This window comes from Pseudomonas sp. MIS38, from assembly GCF_019891575.1.
GTDB lineage: Bacteria > Pseudomonadota > Gammaproteobacteria > Pseudomonadales > Pseudomonadaceae > Aquipseudomonas > Aquipseudomonas putida_A.
This window is the reverse complement of sequence record NZ_JAFLXF010000002.1, coordinates 370,809-386,245: the sequence shown is the minus strand read 5'-3', so window position 1 is coordinate 386,245 and position 15,437 is coordinate 370,809. Positions and strand designations below refer to the sequence as shown.

Annotated in this window: 13 protein-coding genes; all 13 read left to right on the top strand. The window is 61.1% G+C overall.

Annotated elements, in window-relative coordinates; genetic code table 11:
* Window positions 1-93: 93 nt before the first annotated feature.
* The 13 genes from hutC to dtd all read left to right on the top strand — a co-directional run bounded on the left by hutC (window position 94) and on the right by dtd (window position 15,182).
* On the top strand, window positions 94-762 hold the full coding sequence (gene hutC / locus J1G18_RS05235) for a histidine utilization repressor (protein ID WP_230679353.1): 669 nt from the start codon (window positions 94-96) through the stop codon (window positions 760-762).
* Complete coding sequence (locus J1G18_RS05230; protein ID WP_223007187.1) at window positions 759-1,328, top strand: HutD family protein; 570 nt, start codon at window positions 759-761, stop codon at window positions 1,326-1,328. The genes hutC and J1G18_RS05230 overlap by 4 nt, the downstream gene beginning before the upstream one ends.
* Before the next feature lie 458 nt (window positions 1,329-1,786).
* Window positions 1,787-3,484: a urocanate hydratase gene (gene hutU / locus J1G18_RS05225; RefSeq protein WP_027611281.1), complete on the top strand. Its 1,698-nt coding sequence runs from the start codon at window positions 1,787-1,789 to the stop codon at window positions 3,482-3,484.
* A 174-nt stretch (window positions 3,485-3,658) separates the two neighbouring features.
* Complete coding sequence (locus tag J1G18_RS05220; protein ID WP_223007186.1) at window positions 3,659-5,131, top strand: purine-cytosine permease family protein; 1,473 nt, start codon at window positions 3,659-3,661, stop codon at window positions 5,129-5,131.
* A 69-nt stretch (window positions 5,132-5,200) separates the two neighbouring features.
* Window positions 5,201-6,169: an ABC transporter substrate-binding protein gene (locus J1G18_RS05215; protein WP_098966781.1), complete on the top strand. Its 969-nt coding sequence runs from the start codon at window positions 5,201-5,203 to the stop codon at window positions 6,167-6,169.
* An 84-nt stretch (window positions 6,170-6,253) separates the two neighbouring features.
* Window positions 6,254-7,105, top strand: a complete 852-nt coding sequence (locus J1G18_RS05210) for an ABC transporter permease (protein ID WP_007949591.1) — start codon at window positions 6,254-6,256, stop codon at window positions 7,103-7,105.
* The gene (locus tag J1G18_RS05205) at window positions 7,102-7,932 is read left to right on the top strand and encodes a glycine betaine/L-proline ABC transporter ATP-binding protein (protein WP_047601084.1); all 831 of its coding nucleotides are present in this window, start codon (window positions 7,102-7,104) and stop codon (window positions 7,930-7,932) included. Before J1G18_RS05210 ends, J1G18_RS05205 begins: the two co-directional genes overlap by 4 nt.
* Before the next feature lie 179 nt (window positions 7,933-8,111).
* Window positions 8,112-9,635, top strand: a complete 1,524-nt coding sequence (hutH, locus tag J1G18_RS05200; protein WP_223007185.1) for a histidine ammonia-lyase — start codon at window positions 8,112-8,114, stop codon at window positions 9,633-9,635.
* A gap of 116 nt (window positions 9,636-9,751) precedes the next feature.
* Entirely contained in the window at window positions 9,752-11,284 is a 1,533-nt protein-coding gene (hutH, locus tag J1G18_RS05195; RefSeq protein WP_098966784.1) for a histidine ammonia-lyase, read from the top strand.
* A gap of 245 nt (window positions 11,285-11,529) precedes the next feature.
* Entirely contained in the window at window positions 11,530-12,735 is a 1,206-nt protein-coding gene (gene hutI / locus J1G18_RS05190) for an imidazolonepropionase (RefSeq protein WP_223007184.1), read from the top strand.
* A gap of 10 nt (window positions 12,736-12,745) precedes the next feature.
* Complete coding sequence (hutG, locus tag J1G18_RS05185; RefSeq protein ID WP_098966787.1) at window positions 12,746-13,549, top strand: N-formylglutamate deformylase; 804 nt, start codon at window positions 12,746-12,748, stop codon at window positions 13,547-13,549.
* A gap of 227 nt (window positions 13,550-13,776) precedes the next feature.
* Window positions 13,777-14,748: a prolyl aminopeptidase gene (pip, locus tag J1G18_RS05180; RefSeq protein WP_003220824.1), complete on the top strand. Its 972-nt coding sequence runs from the start codon at window positions 13,777-13,779 to the stop codon at window positions 14,746-14,748.
* Window positions 14,745-15,182 carry a D-aminoacyl-tRNA deacylase gene (dtd, locus tag J1G18_RS05175; RefSeq protein ID WP_134785234.1) on the top strand — a complete coding sequence of 146 codons (438 nt, stop codon included), beginning with the start codon at window positions 14,745-14,747 and terminating at the stop codon, window positions 15,180-15,182. Before pip ends, dtd begins: the two co-directional genes overlap by 4 nt.
* Window positions 15,183-15,437: the final 255 nt, after the last annotated feature.

The following is a 15,437-nucleotide window of genomic DNA, read 5'->3' as shown; positions in this document are numbered from 1 at the left end:
CAGGGATCAACCGTGCCGACTCCGCCTCCAGTCTCTCCGTTGGCCGCGAACCTGGGCGACAGTCCGGCGCCCTTGTACGCCCGCGTCAAACAGATGATCACCCAGCAGATCGACAGCGGTAACTGGCCACCGCACTACCGCGTGCCATCGGAAAGCGAACTGGTCAGCCAGCTCGGTTTCAGCCGCATGACCATCAACCGCGCGCTGCGTGAAATGACCGCCGACGGCCTGCTCGTGCGCATGCAAGGTGTAGGCACGTTTGTCGCTGAACCGAAGAGCCAGTCTGCGTTGTTCGAAGTGCACAACATCGCTGATGAAATTGCCTCCCGTGGCCATCGCCACACCTGTCAGGTGATCACCCTCGAAGAAGAGGCCGCCGGCTCCGAGCGCGCGCTGGCTCTGGACATGCGCGAAGGGCAGAAGGTCTTCCACTCGCTGATCGTGCATTACGAAAACGACATTCCTGTGCAAATCGAAGACCGTTTCGTCAACGCGCTGGTCGCCCCGGAATACCTCAAGCAGGATTTCACCCTGCAGACGCCTTACGCCTATCTCAATCAGGTCGCGCCACTGACCGAAGGCGAGCACGTCGTCGAAGCGATCCTCGCTGAGCCGTCCGAGTGCAAGCTGCTGCAGATCGAAAAAGGTGAGCCTTGCCTGCTGATCCGTCGCCGTACGTGGTCGGGGCGTCAGCCGGTGACCGCCGCGCGTTTGATTCACCCAGGTTCCCGTCATCGTCTGGAAGGACGCTTTCATAAATGAATGGTTTAAAGGTTTTACGCGCCGAGGGTTACCCGCGCATGCCGTGGAAAAACGGCGGCGGCAGCACCGAAGAGATTACCCGTGATGCGGGTGCCGGCCTCGATGGTTTCGGCTGGCGCCTGTCGATTGCCGACATTGCCGAGTCCGGTGGATTCTCGACTTTTGCTGGTTACCAGCGAGTGATTACGGTGCTGCAGGGCGATGGCATGACCCTGTGTGTCGACGGCGATGACACTCGCCCATTGTTACCGCTGGATCCGTTTGCGTTCAGCGGCGAAAGCCAGGTGTCCTGCACTTTGCTCGGTGGTGCGATCCGCGACTTCAACCTGATCTACGCGCCACAGCGTTACAGCGCGCGGTTGCAGTGGCTGGAAGGCGAGCAGCGGTTTTTCAGCTCGGCGACGACGGTGCTGGTGTTCAGTGTCAGTGAGCTGCTGCAAGTGCAGGTTGCTGACAACACTGCGCAACTCGGCCGCCATGATTGCCTGCAACTGGACGGTAACACCGGGCTGGTTGAAGTGGCCGTCAATGCCGGGTGCTGCGTGATTGAGCTGACCGCGCGCTGATCCAACTCTGGTAACACTCCTGTGGTGAGGGGATTTATCCCCGATGGCGGCGCAGCAGACCTTTTGGGACCGCTACGCGCTCCATCGGGGATAAATCCCCTCACCACAATTGCATTTCAATTCCTGTTTCCCTCGGCGCACCAACTTGTTACCGAACGCCCCAGCGTGGCGCAAAACCACGGGTTCGTAACGATCCGCCGAATCCTCAATTCCTCCCCGCAAAAATTTTCATCCACGCCGTAACCCTTGTCTCAGGCGCTCTGCAGCCCTGTCCGCAATTTTTCTTGAGCGCCCCTCCAGCAAGTTGGCCGCTTGATTGCATATGCTTGTATGTACAAGTAAAGACGTATGCGTATAAGTCCGCAGCGTCCACTGATTCGCTTGTCGCGCATTGAGGCGCGCAGGCTGCTTGCCCACTGCCAGGGTTGGTTTGAATTGATCGCTGAGGAGTCTTTTTCGTGACTGACAATAAGCCTACAACTGCCGTTTATACAAAGAGACGTGACGTCGAAATCCGTGCATCGCGCGGCAACAAGCTGACCGCCAAGAGCTGGCTGACCGAAGCGCCGCTGCGCATGCTGATGAACAACCTCGATCCGGAAGTGGCCGAGAATCCGAAAGAGCTGGTGGTCTACGGTGGCATCGGTCGCGCTGCGCGCAACTGGGAGTGCTACGACAAGATCGTCGAGAGCCTGACCAATCTGAACGACGACGAGACGCTGCTGGTGCAATCCGGCAAACCGGTCGGCGTGTTCAAGACCCACAGCAACGCCCCGCGCGTATTGATCGCCAACTCCAACCTGGTGCCGCACTGGGCGAGCTGGGAACACTTCAACGAACTCGACGCCAAAGGCCTGGCCATGTACGGCCAGATGACCGCCGGCAGCTGGATCTACATCGGCAGCCAGGGCATCGTTCAGGGCACCTACGAAACCTTCGTCGAAGCCGGTCGTCAGCACTACAACGACAACCTCAAGGGCAAGTGGGTGCTGACCGCAGGCCTCGGCGGCATGGGCGGTGCTCAGCCACTGGCCGCTACCCTGGCCGGTGCCTGCTCGCTGAACATCGAATGCCAGCAGGTGAGCATCGATTTCCGCTTGAAAAGCCGTTATGTCGACGAGCAAGCCAAAGACCTCGACGACGCCCTGGCGCGCATCGCCAAATACACCGCTGAAGGCAAGGCGATCTCGATCGCGCTGCTGGGCAACGCGGCAGAAATTCTGCCGGAACTGGTCAAGCGCGGTGTGCGCCCGGACATGGTCACCGACCAGACCAGCGCCCACGACCCACTCAACGGCTACCTGCCGGCGGGCTGGACCTGGGACGAATACCGCGCCCGCGCCAAGACAGAGCCGGCCGCTGTGATCAAGGCCGCCAAGCAGTCGATGGCCGTCCACGTCAAAGCGATGCTGGACTTCCAGAAACAAGGCATTCCGACCTTCGACTACGGCAACAACATCCGTCAGATGGCGCAAGAAGAAGGCGTGGAGAACGCGTTCGACTTCCCAGGATTTGTACCGGCCTACATCCGCCCACTGTTCTGCCGTGGCATCGGTCCGTTCCGCTGGGCGGCGCTGTCGGGTGATCCGCAGGACATCTACAAGACCGACGCCAAAGTCAAAGAGCTGATCCCGGACGACGCGCACCTGCACAACTGGCTGGACATGGCCCGTGAGCGCATCAGCTTCCAGGGGCTGCCGGCACGTATCTGCTGGGTCGGTCTGGGCCTGCGCGCCAAACTCGGTCTGGCGTTCAACGAAATGGTGCGCAGCGGCGAGCTGTCGGCACCGATCGTGATCGGTCGCGACCACCTCGACTCCGGCTCCGTTGCCAGCCCGAACCGCGAAACCGAATCGATGCAGGACGGTTCCGACGCCGTGTCCGACTGGCCACTGCTCAACGCTCTGCTGAACACCGCGAGCGGCGCGACCTGGGTTTCCCTGCACCACGGCGGTGGCGTCGGCATGGGCTTCTCGCAGCACTCGGGCATGGTGATTGTCTGCGACGGTACTGACGAAGCGGCCGAGCGTATTGCGCGCGTGCTGCACAACGACCCGGCGACCGGTGTCATGCGTCACGCCGATGCCGGTTACCAGATCGCTATCGATTGTGCGAAGGAGCAGGGGCTGAACCTGCCGATGATTACCGGTAAATAAACGCAATTCTGTGGGAAATGCTTTTGGTGGGAGTGGGCTTGCTCACGAATGCGCTGGATCAATCAGCACATGTTTCGAATGTGCCGGCCCCTTCGCGAGCAAGCCCGCTCCCACCAAAAGCACCCCGCGCAAGACGCTCAGTGAACTCGAATAACAATCCACAGAGGTTGAATCATGGCTGTAACCCCCGATCGTGCAGGCAACAAACCGTTGATCGAAAGGCGTTCGATCGACTACATCCCGGAAGCGGAAAGACACGGTCGTCTGTTGAGCCAGTTCACTCTGTGGATGGGTGCGAATCTGCAAATCACTGCGATTGTCACCGGGGCCCTGGCCGTGGTGCTGGGCGGTGATGTGTTCTGGTCGTTGATCGGTCTGTTGATCGGTCAACTGCTGGGCGGTGGCGTGATGGCGCTGCATGCGGCGCAAGGGCCGAAACTGGGCCTGCCGCAGATGATTTCCAGCCGCGTGCAATTCGGCGTCTACGGCGCGGCGATCCCGATCGTGCTGGTGTGCCTGATGTACCTGGGCTTCACCGCCACCGGTACGGTGCTTTCCGGCCAGGCGCTGGGCCAGTTGTTTGGCGTCAGCGACACCGTCGGCATCCTGCTGTTCGCCAGTGTCATCGTAGTGGTCACGGTGCTTGGCTATCGGGTGATCCACTGGATCGGCCGGGTTGCCAGTGTCATCGGCGTGATTGCCTTTGTGTATCTGTTCAGTCGTCTGCTGAGTCAGGTGGATGTGGGCGCACTGTTGCAGATCCGCCACTTCAGCTGGAGCAGCTTCCTGCTGGCGGTGTCGCTCGCGGCCTCCTGGCAGATCGCGTTCGGCCCTTATGTGGCTGACTATTCGCGTTACCTGCCGAGCAAGGTTTCCTCGGTGAAAACCTTCTTTGCCGCTGGCGCAGGTTCGGTCATCGGCGCGCAGGTGGCGATGGTCCTCGGCGTGTTCGCGGCAGCTTCGGCCAACGGCCAGTTTGCCGGTCACGAAGTGGCCTACATCGTCGGACTGGGCGGCACTGGTGCCACGGCGGCGCTGCTGTACTTCAGCATCGCGTTCGGCAAGGTGACCATCTCGACGCTGAACTCCTACGGCAGCTTCATGTGCATCGCCACCATCGTCAGCGGCTTCCGTGGACATCTGACGGTGTCGCGCCTGCAGCGTCTGGTGTTCGTGCTGGTGATCGTCGGCGCGGCAACCCTGATCGCCTTGCTCGGTCAGCACTCGTTCCTCGGTGCGTTCAAGTCGTTCATCCTGTTCCTGCTGGCGTTCTTCACGCCATGGAGCGCGATCAACCTGGTCGACTACTACTGCATCACCCGCGAGCGCTACGACGTGCCGGCGCTGGCCGATCCGAATGGTCGCTACGGGCGCTGGAACCTGCTCGGGATCAGCGTCTATGTGTTCGGCGTGCTGGTGCAGCTGCCGTTCATCTCCACCAAGTTCTACACCGGCCCGCTGGTGGCTGCCCTCGGTGATGTGGATGTCTCCTGGATCATCGGTCTGGTGCTGCCTGCTGCCCTCTATTACGTGTGCGCAAAAAAATGGCACGGCTCGGTGCCTGATCAACTGATTCTGCCGGTCGAGCAGAACAGCGTTGTACCACCTGAAAAAAGTGGGGCCGGGCGCGCTGCGGCGCAGGCCTGATTGGACGTGGACAGGGCTGGATGCCTCTTGACTGCCGTAAGCCAATTCATGATTAGGAGCGTCGCAACAATGAAATCGAACAAGACCCTGCTCACCACACTGTTGTCCATGGGCCTGCTGGCCAGTGCCGGTGCCACTCAGGCAGCCGGTTGGTGCGAGTCCGGTAAACCGGTGAAATTCGCCGGTCTGAACTGGGAAAGCGGCATGCTGCTGACCGACGTGCTGCAAGTGGTGCTGGAGAAAGGTTACGACTGCAAGACCGACAGCCTGCCGGGCAACTCCATCACCATGGAGAACGCCCTGAGCAGCAACGACATTCAAGTGTTCGCCGAAGAATGGGTCGGCCGCAGCGAAGTCTGGAACAAGGCCGAGAAGGCCGGCAAGGTCGTCGGTGTTGGCGCCCCGATCGTCGGCGCTATCGAAGGCTGGTACGTGCCGCGCTACGTGATCGAAGGCGACGCCAAGCGCAAGCTTGAGCCGAAAGCACCGGACCTGAAAAACATCGCCGATCTGGGCAAATACGCGGCCATTTTCAAAGACGCCGAAGAACCGTCCAAGGGCCGTTTCTACAACTGCCCGGCGGGCTGGACCTGCGAGCTGGACAACACCGAAATGCTCAAGAGCTATGGTCTGGAAAACAGCTACACCAACTTCCGCCCTGGCACAGGACCTGCGCTGGATGCGGCGGTGCTGTCGAGCTACAAGCGTGGCGAGCCGATCCTGTTTTATTACTGGTCGCCAACCCCGCTGATGGGCCAGATCGACGCGGTCAAACTCGAAGAAAAACCGGGTGTCGACAAGAGCGTGAGTATCAAGGTCGGCCTGTCGAAAACCTTCCACGAGCAGGCGCCGGAACTGGTGGCCGTGCTGGAAAAGGTCAACCTGCCGATAGACCTGCTGAACCAGAACCTGGGCCGCATGGCGAAGGAACGTATAGAGTCGCCGAAGCTGGCGAAAATCTTCCTCAAGGAACATCCTGAGGTCTGGCACGCGTGGGTCAGTGACGACGCAGCCAAGAAAATCGACGCGGCGCTGTAGGTCGATACCTCCCGGTCAACCGTGAGGCTGGCCGGGAGATATGCCGTAAATCGCTTGATTGAGATTTCTGATTGAGAGCCGCTTATGTTTCCCGAGAGCTTTACCTTTTCCATCGCCGACTGGGTCAACGGTTGGGTCGATTCGCTGGTCACCAACTACGGTGATGTGTTCCGCCACATCTCGGACACCCTGCTGTGGGCCATCGTCAACCTCGAAGGCCTGCTGCGTGCGGCACCGTGGTGGTTGATGCTGGCGATCGTCGGCGTGGTCGCCTGGCACGCCACGCGTAAAGTCGTGACCACCGCCGTCATCGTTGGTCTGCTGTTCCTGGTGGGCGCTGTCGGCCTGTGGGACAAACTCATGCAGACCCTGGCGCTGATGATGGTCGCGACGATCATTTCGGTGCTGATCGGCATTCCGCTGGGGATTCTCTCGGCGCGCAGCAACCGCCTGCGTTCGGTGCTGATGCCGCTGCTCGACATCATGCAGACCATGCCGAGTTTCGTGTACCTGATTCCGGTGCTGATGCTGTTCGGCCTGGGCAAGGTCCCGGCGATTTTCGCCACGGTGATCTACGCCGCGCCGCCGCTGATTCGCCTGACCGATCTGGGCATCCGCCAGGTCGACGGTGAAGTGATGGAAGCGATCAACGCTTTCGGTGCCAACCGCTGGCAGCAACTGTTCGGCGTGCAACTGCCGCTGGCTTTGCCAAGCATCATGGCCGGGATCAACCAGACCACGATGATGGCCCTGTCAATGGTGGTGATCGCCTCGATGATCGGCGCCCGTGGCCTGGGTGAAGATGTGCTGGTGGGGATTCAGACCCTCAACGTCGGACGCGGCCTCGAAGCCGGTCTGGCGATCGTGATTCTCGCGGTGGTCATCGACCGCATTACTCAGGCGTACGGTCGGCCACGGCATGAGGTGAGCAAATGAACAACGCAACCGTGAGCAAGATCGAAGTCAAAAACGTCTTCAAGATTTTCGGCAACCGCGCCAAGGACGCACTGGCGATGGTCGGCCAGGGCAAGACCAAGGATCAGGTGCTGAACGAAACCGGTTGCGTGGTCGGGGTCAACGACCTGTCGCTGAGCATCGGCACCGGTGAGATCTTCGTGATCATGGGCCTGTCCGGCTCCGGCAAATCGACCCTGGTGCGCCACTTCAATCGCCTGATCGACCCCACCAGCGGCGCGATCCTGGTCGACGGCGTGGACATCCTGCAATACGACATGGAAGCGCTGCGCGAATTTCGCCGGCACAAGATCAGCATGGTGTTCCAGAGCTTCGGTCTGCTGCCGCACAAGACCGTGATCGAGAACGTCGCCTACGGCCTGAAAGTGCGCGGTGAAAGCAAGCAACTGTGCGCTGAACGCGCGTTGCACTGGATCAACACCGTGGGCCTCAAAGGCTACGAAAACAAATATCCGCACCAACTTTCTGGTGGCATGCGCCAGCGCGTGGGCCTGGCCCGGGCACTGGCGGCGGACACTGACATCATTCTGATGGACGAAGCGTTCAGTGCGCTGGATCCGCTGATCCGCGCCGAGATGCAGGACCAGTTGCTGGAGCTGCAAAAGACCCTGCACAAGACCATCGTCTTCATCACTCACGACCTCGACGAGGCCGTGCGCATTGGCAATCGCATTGCGATCCTCAAGGATGGCCGCCTGATTCAGGTTGGTACCCCGAGAGAGATCCTGCATTCGCCGGCAGACGAGTATGTTGACCGGTTCGTGCAGCGGCGGGCGGCAGTAGTCTGAAATGGATTGCCTTTGTGGCGAGGGGATTTATCCCCGATGGGTGGCGAAGCCGCCCCCAAACATTGCATGCGGTGCACCTGAAACATCCTGGCTGCAGGTTTTGGGGCTGTTGCGCAGCCCATCGGGGATAAATCCCCTCACCACAGGTTTTGTATCAAAGAATTGGTATGAGGTTTTAGATGTCCCAGGCTGAAAAAATCATCATCACCGGCAACCCCCTGCGTTGGCAGGACGTGGTCGCCGTCGCCCGTCACGGCGCGCAACTGGAGTTATCGAGCGAGACCTGGGCGCGCATCGAAAACGCTCAGGGCATCGTCCAGCGCATCGTCGAAAGCGGCGAGCGTGCCTATGGCGTCAACACCGGTCTGGGTGGTCTGTCCAACGTTTCGCTGAAGGACGAACAACTCAGCCAGCTCTCACGCAACACCTTGCTCAGCCACGCCTGCGGCGTCGGCCCGGTGCTGCCTGATGAGCAGACCCGCGCGATCATCTGCGCCGCAATCCACAACTACAGCCACGGCAAATCCGGCATTCACCGGCGGGTGGTCGAAGCGTTGCTGGCGCTGCTCAATCGCGGCATCACCCCGCAGGTTCCGTCGCAAGGTTCGGTGGGTTACCTGACGCACATGGCGCACATCGGCATCGCGCTGCTGGGCGTGGGCAATGTCAGCTATCGCGGGCAGATCACTTCGGCGCAACAGGCGCTGGCCGAAGAAGGCCTGCAACCGGTGCAACTCGGCGCGAAGGACGGCTTGTGCCTGGTCAACGGTACGCCGTGCATGACCGGCCTCAGCTGCCTGGCGATTGCCGACGCGACGCGTCTGGTGCAATGGGCCGACGTGATCGGCGCCATGAGCTTCGAAGCGCAGCGTGGGCAGATCGCCGCGTTTGACGCCGAGATCATCGCGCTCAAGCCGCACCCCGGCATGCAGCAGGTCGGTAGCAACCTGCGCGCCTTGCTCGATGGCAGTGAAGTGATCGCGACGAGCAAAGGCGTTCGCACTCAGGATGCGCTGAGCATCCGTTCGATCCCGCAGGTGCACGGCGCGGCGCGTGATCAACTGGAACACGCGATCAAACAAGTCGAAGCCGAACTCAACGGTTGCACCGATAACCCGTTGCTGCTGGGCACGCCGGACAACTTCCGGGTGATGTCGCAGGCCAACCCGCACGGCCAGTCAGTGGCGATGGCAGCGGATCTGCTGGCGATTGCCATGGCTGAAATCGGCTCGATTGCCGAGCGCCGCCTCGATCGTCTGGTCAACCCGCACGTCAGCGGTCTGCCGGCATTTCTGGTGGCCAACCCGGGGGTGAACTCCGGGATGATGATCGTGCAATACGTCGCCGCTTCGCTATGTGCCGAGAACCGCCAGCTGGCGCAACCGGCAGTGCTCGACAACTACGTCACCTCGGGCCTGCAGGAAGACCACCTGAGCATGGGCACCAGCGCTGCACTGAAGCTGCACCGCGCCCTGGAAAACTGCACGCAGATTCTCGCCATCGAGTACCTGCTGGCGGCGCAGGCCTTTGAATTCCTCAAGGAGCAGCGCTTTGGCGCGGGCACTGATCGGGCGTGGCGGCTGCTGCGTGAAACCGTCCCGGCCTACGATCAGGATCGCTGGCTGGCGCCGGATATCGCCGCCGCCGCCAGCGTTCTGAAACACCCGAATGCGCTGCACAACGTATTACCGAATCTGCACTGACAACTACCCATACCAGCGTGCCAAGGCGCGGATCGTCCACAAGACGAGAAACGACGGATAACGGAATGCTCCGGAGCGACTGGTAGTTAATAACAATGTTCAAAAGGAGCATTTTAATGACTGCGCTGAACCTGATTCCCGGCCAACTGAGTCTGGCCCAACTGCGTGATGTCTATCAGCAACCGGTCAAGCTGACCCTCGACCACAGTGCTGCGGCGCAGATCGAGGCCAGCGTCGCCTGCGTCGAGCAGATCCTCGCCGAGAACCGCACCGCCTACGGTATCAACACCGGTTTCGGCCTGCTGGCGTCGACCCGCATTGCCAGCGAAGACCTGGAAAACCTGCAGCGTTCGCTGGTGCTGTCGCACGCCGCCGGCGTCGGCCAGCCGATCAGCGATGAACTGGTGCGCCTGATCATGGTGCTCAAGGTCAACAGCCTCAGCCGTGGTTTCTCCGGCATCCGCCGCGTGGTGATCGACGCACTGATCGCGCTGATCAACGCCGAGGTTTATCCGCATATTCCGCTCAAGGGTTCGGTAGGTGCATCCGGTGACCTCGCGCCATTGGCGCATATGTCGCTGGTGCTGCTGGGCGAAGGCAAGGCGCGTTACAAGGGCGAGTGGATGGAAGCCACCGAAGCGCTGAAAGTCGCCGGTCTGACCCCGCTGACCCTGGCGGCGAAAGAGGGTCTGGCACTGCTCAACGGCACTCAAGTGTCTACCGCATTTGCCCTGCGCGGTCTGTTTGAAGGTGAAGACCTGTTTGCCGGCGCGCTGGCTATTGGCGGTCTGACGGTGGAAGCGGTGCTCGGTTCGCGCTCGCCGTTCGACGCACGTATTCACGCCGCTCGTGGCCAGAAAGGCCAGATCGATGCTGCAGTCGCATATCGCGATCTGCTCGGCGAGCGCAGCGAAGTGTCCGATTCGCACCAGAACTGCGAAAAGGTTCAGGACCCGTACTCCTTGCGTTGCCAGCCACAAGTCATGGGCGCCTGCCTGACCCAGTTCCGTCAGGCCGCCGACGTGCTGGTGGTTGAAGCCAACGCCGTCTCCGACAACCCGTTGGTATTCGCCGCTGAAGGCGATGTGATTTCCGGTGGCAACTTCCACGCCGAACCCGTGGCCATGGCCGCCGACAACATGGCCCTGGCCATCGCTGAAATCGGCTCGCTGAGCGAACGCCGTATCTCGTTGATGATGGACAAGCACATGTCGCAACTGCCGCCGTTCCTGGTGGCCAATGGCGGGGTCAACTCCGGCTTCATGATCGCTCAGGTCACCGCCGCAGCACTGGCCAGCGAGAACAAGGCGCTGTCCCATCCGCATTCGGTCGACAGCCTGCCGACCTCGGCCAACCAGGAAGATCACGTGTCGATGGCGCCGGCCGCCGGCAAGCGCCTGTGGGAAATGGCCGAGAACACCCGCGGGATTCTTGCGGTGGAATGGCTGGCGGCGGTGCAGGGGCTGGACCTGCGCAACGGTCTGAAGACCTCGGCCAAACTGGAACAGGCGCGGGCGATTCTGCGCCGCGAAGTACCGTTCTATGAGAAGGACCGCTTCTTTGCACCGGACATCAATGCGGCGACCGAGTTGTTGGCTTCGCGCTGCTTGAGCGAATTGGTTCCGGCGAAATTGCTGCCTAGTTTGTAAGTGTTTTTCAGGGGGAGTTTTGTTGTTGCTGAAATCGATCCCCCTCACCCCAGCCCTCTCCCCCAAGGGGGAGAAGGGGAAGGGAGCCAATCTTCATTGTTTTCAGAGCCGGAGTTCGGCTCAAGATTCTCAGGTCGATGTATCTCGACAGAACAACCCGGTCAGTCCCCTCTCCCTCCGGGAGAGGGCTAGGGTGAGGGGCTTTTGAAGGCTCCCCACCAAACCAATTCCAACGGAGGCCAACAGTGAAAACCCTCTGGCAACACTGCCACGTCGCAACCATGGCGCAGGGCGTCTACTCGATCATCGAGGATGCGGCCATCGTGACGTCCGGTGCGCACATCGAGTGGATCGGTCCGCGCAATCTGCTGCCGTCCGGCGAATACCCGGCGGTCAACGATCTGCAAGGCGCGTGGGTGACCCCCGGCCTGATCGACTGCCACACCCACACGGTGTTCGGCGGCAACCGCAGCGGCGAATTCGAACAGCGTCTGCAAGGTGTCAGCTATGCCGAGATCGCGGCGCAGGGCGGCGGTATCGCCAGCACCGTGCGCGCCACCCGTGAAGCGACTGAAGACGAGCTGTTCGCCAGCGCCGCCAAGCGTCTGAAAAGCCTGATGCGCGACGGCGTGACCACGGTCGAGATGAAGTCCGGTTACGGTCTCGATCTGGCCAGCGAACGCAAGATCCTGCGGGTGATTCGCCGGCTCGCCGCTGAACTGCCGATCAGTGTGCGCAGTACCTGTCTGGCCGCCCACGCGCTGCCGCCGGAATACAAGGATCGCGCTGACGACTACATCGAGCACATCTGCGCCGAGATGCTCCCGGCATTGGCCGCCGAAGGGCTGGTCGACGCCGTGGATGCGTTCTGCGAATACCTGGCGTTCTCGCCGGAGCAGGTCGAGCGGGTGTTCATCACCGCACAAAAGCTCGGTCTGCCGGTGAAGCTGCATGCCGAGCAATTGTCATCGCTGCACGGCTCCAGTCTGGCGGCGCGGTATCACGCGTTGTCTGCCGACCATCTGGAGTTCATGGACGAAGACGACGCCATCGCCATGGCCAAATCCGACACCGTCGCCGTGCTGCTGCCGGGGGCGTTCTACTTCCTGCGCGAAACCCAGCTGCCGCCGATGGACGCCCTGCGCAAGCACAAGGTCAAGATCGCCATCGCCAGTGACCTCAACCCCGGCACCTCGCCGGCGCTGTCGTTGCGCCTGATGCTGAACATGGCTTGCACCTGCTTCCGCATGACCCCGGAAGAAGCCCTGGCCGGCGCGACCATTCATGCCGCACAAGCGTTGGGGATGGCTGACACCCACGGTTCGCTGGAAGTCGGCAAGGTCGCGGATTTCGTCGCCTGGCACATCGATCGTCCGGCGGATCTGGCCTATTGGCTCGGTGGTGATCTGGACAAACGCGTCGTGCGTCACGGCGTCGAATCAAGTCTGTAGGAGAGCGGTTGTGGATAAGGTTCTGAGTTTCAAACAAGGTCGCGTACCGCTGCTGATCAGCATGCCGCATGCCGGTGTGCGCCTGACGCCAGCGGTCGAAGCCGGGCTGATCGCGGACGCGAAAAGCCTGCCGGACACCGACTGGCACATTCCGCAGCTCTATGACTTTGCCGAGGAACTGGGCGCCAGCACGTTGGCCGCCGAATACTCGCGGTTTGTCATCGACCTTAACCGTCCGTCCGATGACAAGCCGTTGTATGCCGGCGCCACCACCGGGCTGTACCCGGCGACGCTGTTCGATGGAATTCCGTTGTTCCGCGAAGGGCACGAGCCCTCGAAATCAGAGCGCGCGACCTACCTGGAACAGGTCTGGACGCCGTATCACCGCACCCTGCAACAAGAGCTGGCGCGGTTGAAGGCCGAGTTCGGCTATGCGCTGCTGTTCGACGCGCACTCGATCCGCTCGATCATCCCGCACCTGTTCGACGGCAAACTGCCGGATTTCAACCTTGGCACCTTCAACGGCGCCAGTTGCGATCCACAGCTTGCTGGACAGCTCGAAGCCATTTGCGCCCGTCACGATCATTACAGCCACGTGCTCAACGGACGCTTCAAGGGCGGCCACATCACCCGCCATTACGGCAACCCCGCCGAGAACATCCACGCCGTGCAACTGGAGTTGTGCCAGAGCACCTACATGGAAGAGTTCGAACCGTTCCGCTACCGCGCCGATCTGGCAGAGCCGACGCGGGTGGTGCTCAAGGAGTTGCTGCAGGGCCTGCTGGCCTGGGCAAAGTCGCACTACACCGCATAACCCACTGTGGGAGCGGGCTTGCTCGCGAAGGCGGCGCATCAGGCAACATATGCGTTGAATGACACAGCGCTTTCGCGAGCAAGCCCGCTCCCACAGGTTTTGTATGCAGCAGAAAAATTGTGACTGCGTACGGGCATGCTCATTGACGTAAATCGGGTTTATGATGCCGGACGGCAGAATAATAGAAGTCCCCCCAGGGATGACCTCGACCCCTTACGGAGCGCGCAATGCAGACATTGTTTCCGCAGATCAAACCCCACGCCCGGCACGATCTGGCTGTCGATGACACCCACACGCTGTACGTCGATGAAAGCGGCTCGCCGGAAGGCTTGCCGGTGGTGTTCATCCACGGCGGCCCGGGTGCCGGTTGCGACGCGCAGAGCCGTCGCTATTTCGATCCGAACCTGTATCGCATTGTCACCTTCGACCAGCGCGGCTGCGGACGCTCCACCCCGCATGCGAGCCTGGAAAACAACACCACCTGGGATCTGGTCGCTGACCTTGAGCGTATCCGCAAGCACTTGGGCATCGATAAATGGGTGCTGTTCGGCGGTTCGTGGGGTTCGACTCTGGCGCTGGCCTACGCGCAAACCCACCCGGAGCGCGTACACGGTCTGATCCTGCGTGGGATCTTTCTCTGCCGTCCGCAGGAAATCGAGTGGTTCTATCAGGCCGGTGCCAGCCGTCTGTTTCCCGATTACTGGCAGGATTACATCGCGCCGATCCCGCTGGACGAGCGCGACGATCTGCTCAGCGCCTTCCACAAGCGCCTGGTCGGTAACGATCAGATCGCTCAGATGCACGCGGCCAAGGCCTGGTCGACGTGGGAAGGACGCACCGCGACCCTGCGGCCGAACCCGCTGGTGGTCGACCGTTTCTCCGAACCGCAGCGCGCCCTGTCGATCGCGCGGATCGAGTGTCACTACTTCACCAATAATGCGTTCCTTGAGCCGAATCAACTGATCCGCGACATGGGCAAGATCGCCCATCTGCCGGGGGTGATCATTCACGGTCGTTACGACGTGATCTGTCCGCTGGACAACGCCTGGGAGCTGCATCAGGCCTGGCCGAACAGCGAACTGCAGGTGATTCGTGACGCCGGTCACGCCGCCTCCGAACCGGGCATCACCGATGCGCTGGTGCGTGCCGCGAGCAACATGGCCCGTCGCTTGCTCGACCTGCCGCCCGAAGAAGCATGAAGGGGCTTTTACAACGCGTGCGCGGTGCGCGGGTAGAGGTTGCGGGAGAGACAGTCGGCGCGGTGGATCAGGGTTTGCTGGTGCTGGTGGCGGTCGAACCCGACGACACGCGTACCAGTGCCGACAAACTTTTGCATAAGCTGCTTAACTATCGGGTATTCAGTGACGCCGAGGGCAAGATGAATCTGTCCCTGGCGGATGTGGGCGGCGGGTTGCTGCTGGTCTCTCAGTTCACCCTCGCTGCCGACACCAGGAGCGGGTTGCGCCCGAGTTTCTCGACCGCAGCCCCTCCGGCATTGGGCGAGGAATTGTTCGACTATCTATTCAGCAAAGCGAAACAGATGCATGGCACTGTGGCATCAGGTAGATTCGGCGCGGATATGCAGGTGCACCTGGTCAACGATGGCCCGGTAACCTTCCTGTTACAGACATGAAAGCCCTTGAAACACCTTTTCAAGGGCTTTTCGACTGAAAACAGGCGTTTTTCGCGATAAATACTTTGTTACCCCTGATGCGTTGTCACGCGGGCTACTAGATAATCGCGCGCTATGGGGATCAGCGTTCGCTGTTCCATTTTTGACTTAGGTAGAGACTTGTCTGGATCCGATTGGGGAATCATTTTGCCCCAGCGGAGTCGGAACAATGCTCGCCAACTTGGCAAGGGTGCGCTGGGAGGTCGGCTTTTCAAA

What these genes read in the sequence shown, in the direction of transcription:
- hutC (WP_230679353.1), top strand. Translation starts at nt 94, where the DNA reads ATGATCACCCAGCAGATCGACAGCGGTAACTGGCCACCGCACTACCGC.
- J1G18_RS05230 (WP_223007187.1), top strand. Translation starts at nt 759, where the DNA reads ATGAATGGTTTAAAGGTTTTACGCGCCGAGGGTTACCCGCGCATGCCG.
- J1G18_RS05220 (WP_223007186.1), top strand. Translation starts at nt 3,659, where the DNA reads ATGGCTGTAACCCCCGATCGTGCAGGCAACAAACCGTTGATCGAAAGG.
- J1G18_RS05215 (WP_098966781.1), top strand. Translation starts at nt 5,201, where the DNA reads ATGAAATCGAACAAGACCCTGCTCACCACACTGTTGTCCATGGGCCTG.
- J1G18_RS05210 (WP_007949591.1), top strand. Translation starts at nt 6,254, where the DNA reads ATGTTTCCCGAGAGCTTTACCTTTTCCATCGCCGACTGGGTCAACGGT.
- J1G18_RS05205 (WP_047601084.1), top strand. Translation starts at nt 7,102, where the DNA reads ATGAACAACGCAACCGTGAGCAAGATCGAAGTCAAAAACGTCTTCAAG.
- hutH (WP_223007185.1), top strand. Translation starts at nt 8,112, where the DNA reads ATGTCCCAGGCTGAAAAAATCATCATCACCGGCAACCCCCTGCGTTGG.
- hutH (WP_098966784.1), top strand. Translation starts at nt 9,752, where the DNA reads ATGACTGCGCTGAACCTGATTCCCGGCCAACTGAGTCTGGCCCAACTG.
- pip (WP_003220824.1), top strand. Translation starts at nt 13,777, where the DNA reads ATGCAGACATTGTTTCCGCAGATCAAACCCCACGCCCGGCACGATCTG.
- dtd (WP_134785234.1), top strand. Translation starts at nt 14,745, where the DNA reads ATGAAGGGGCTTTTACAACGCGTGCGCGGTGCGCGGGTAGAGGTTGCG.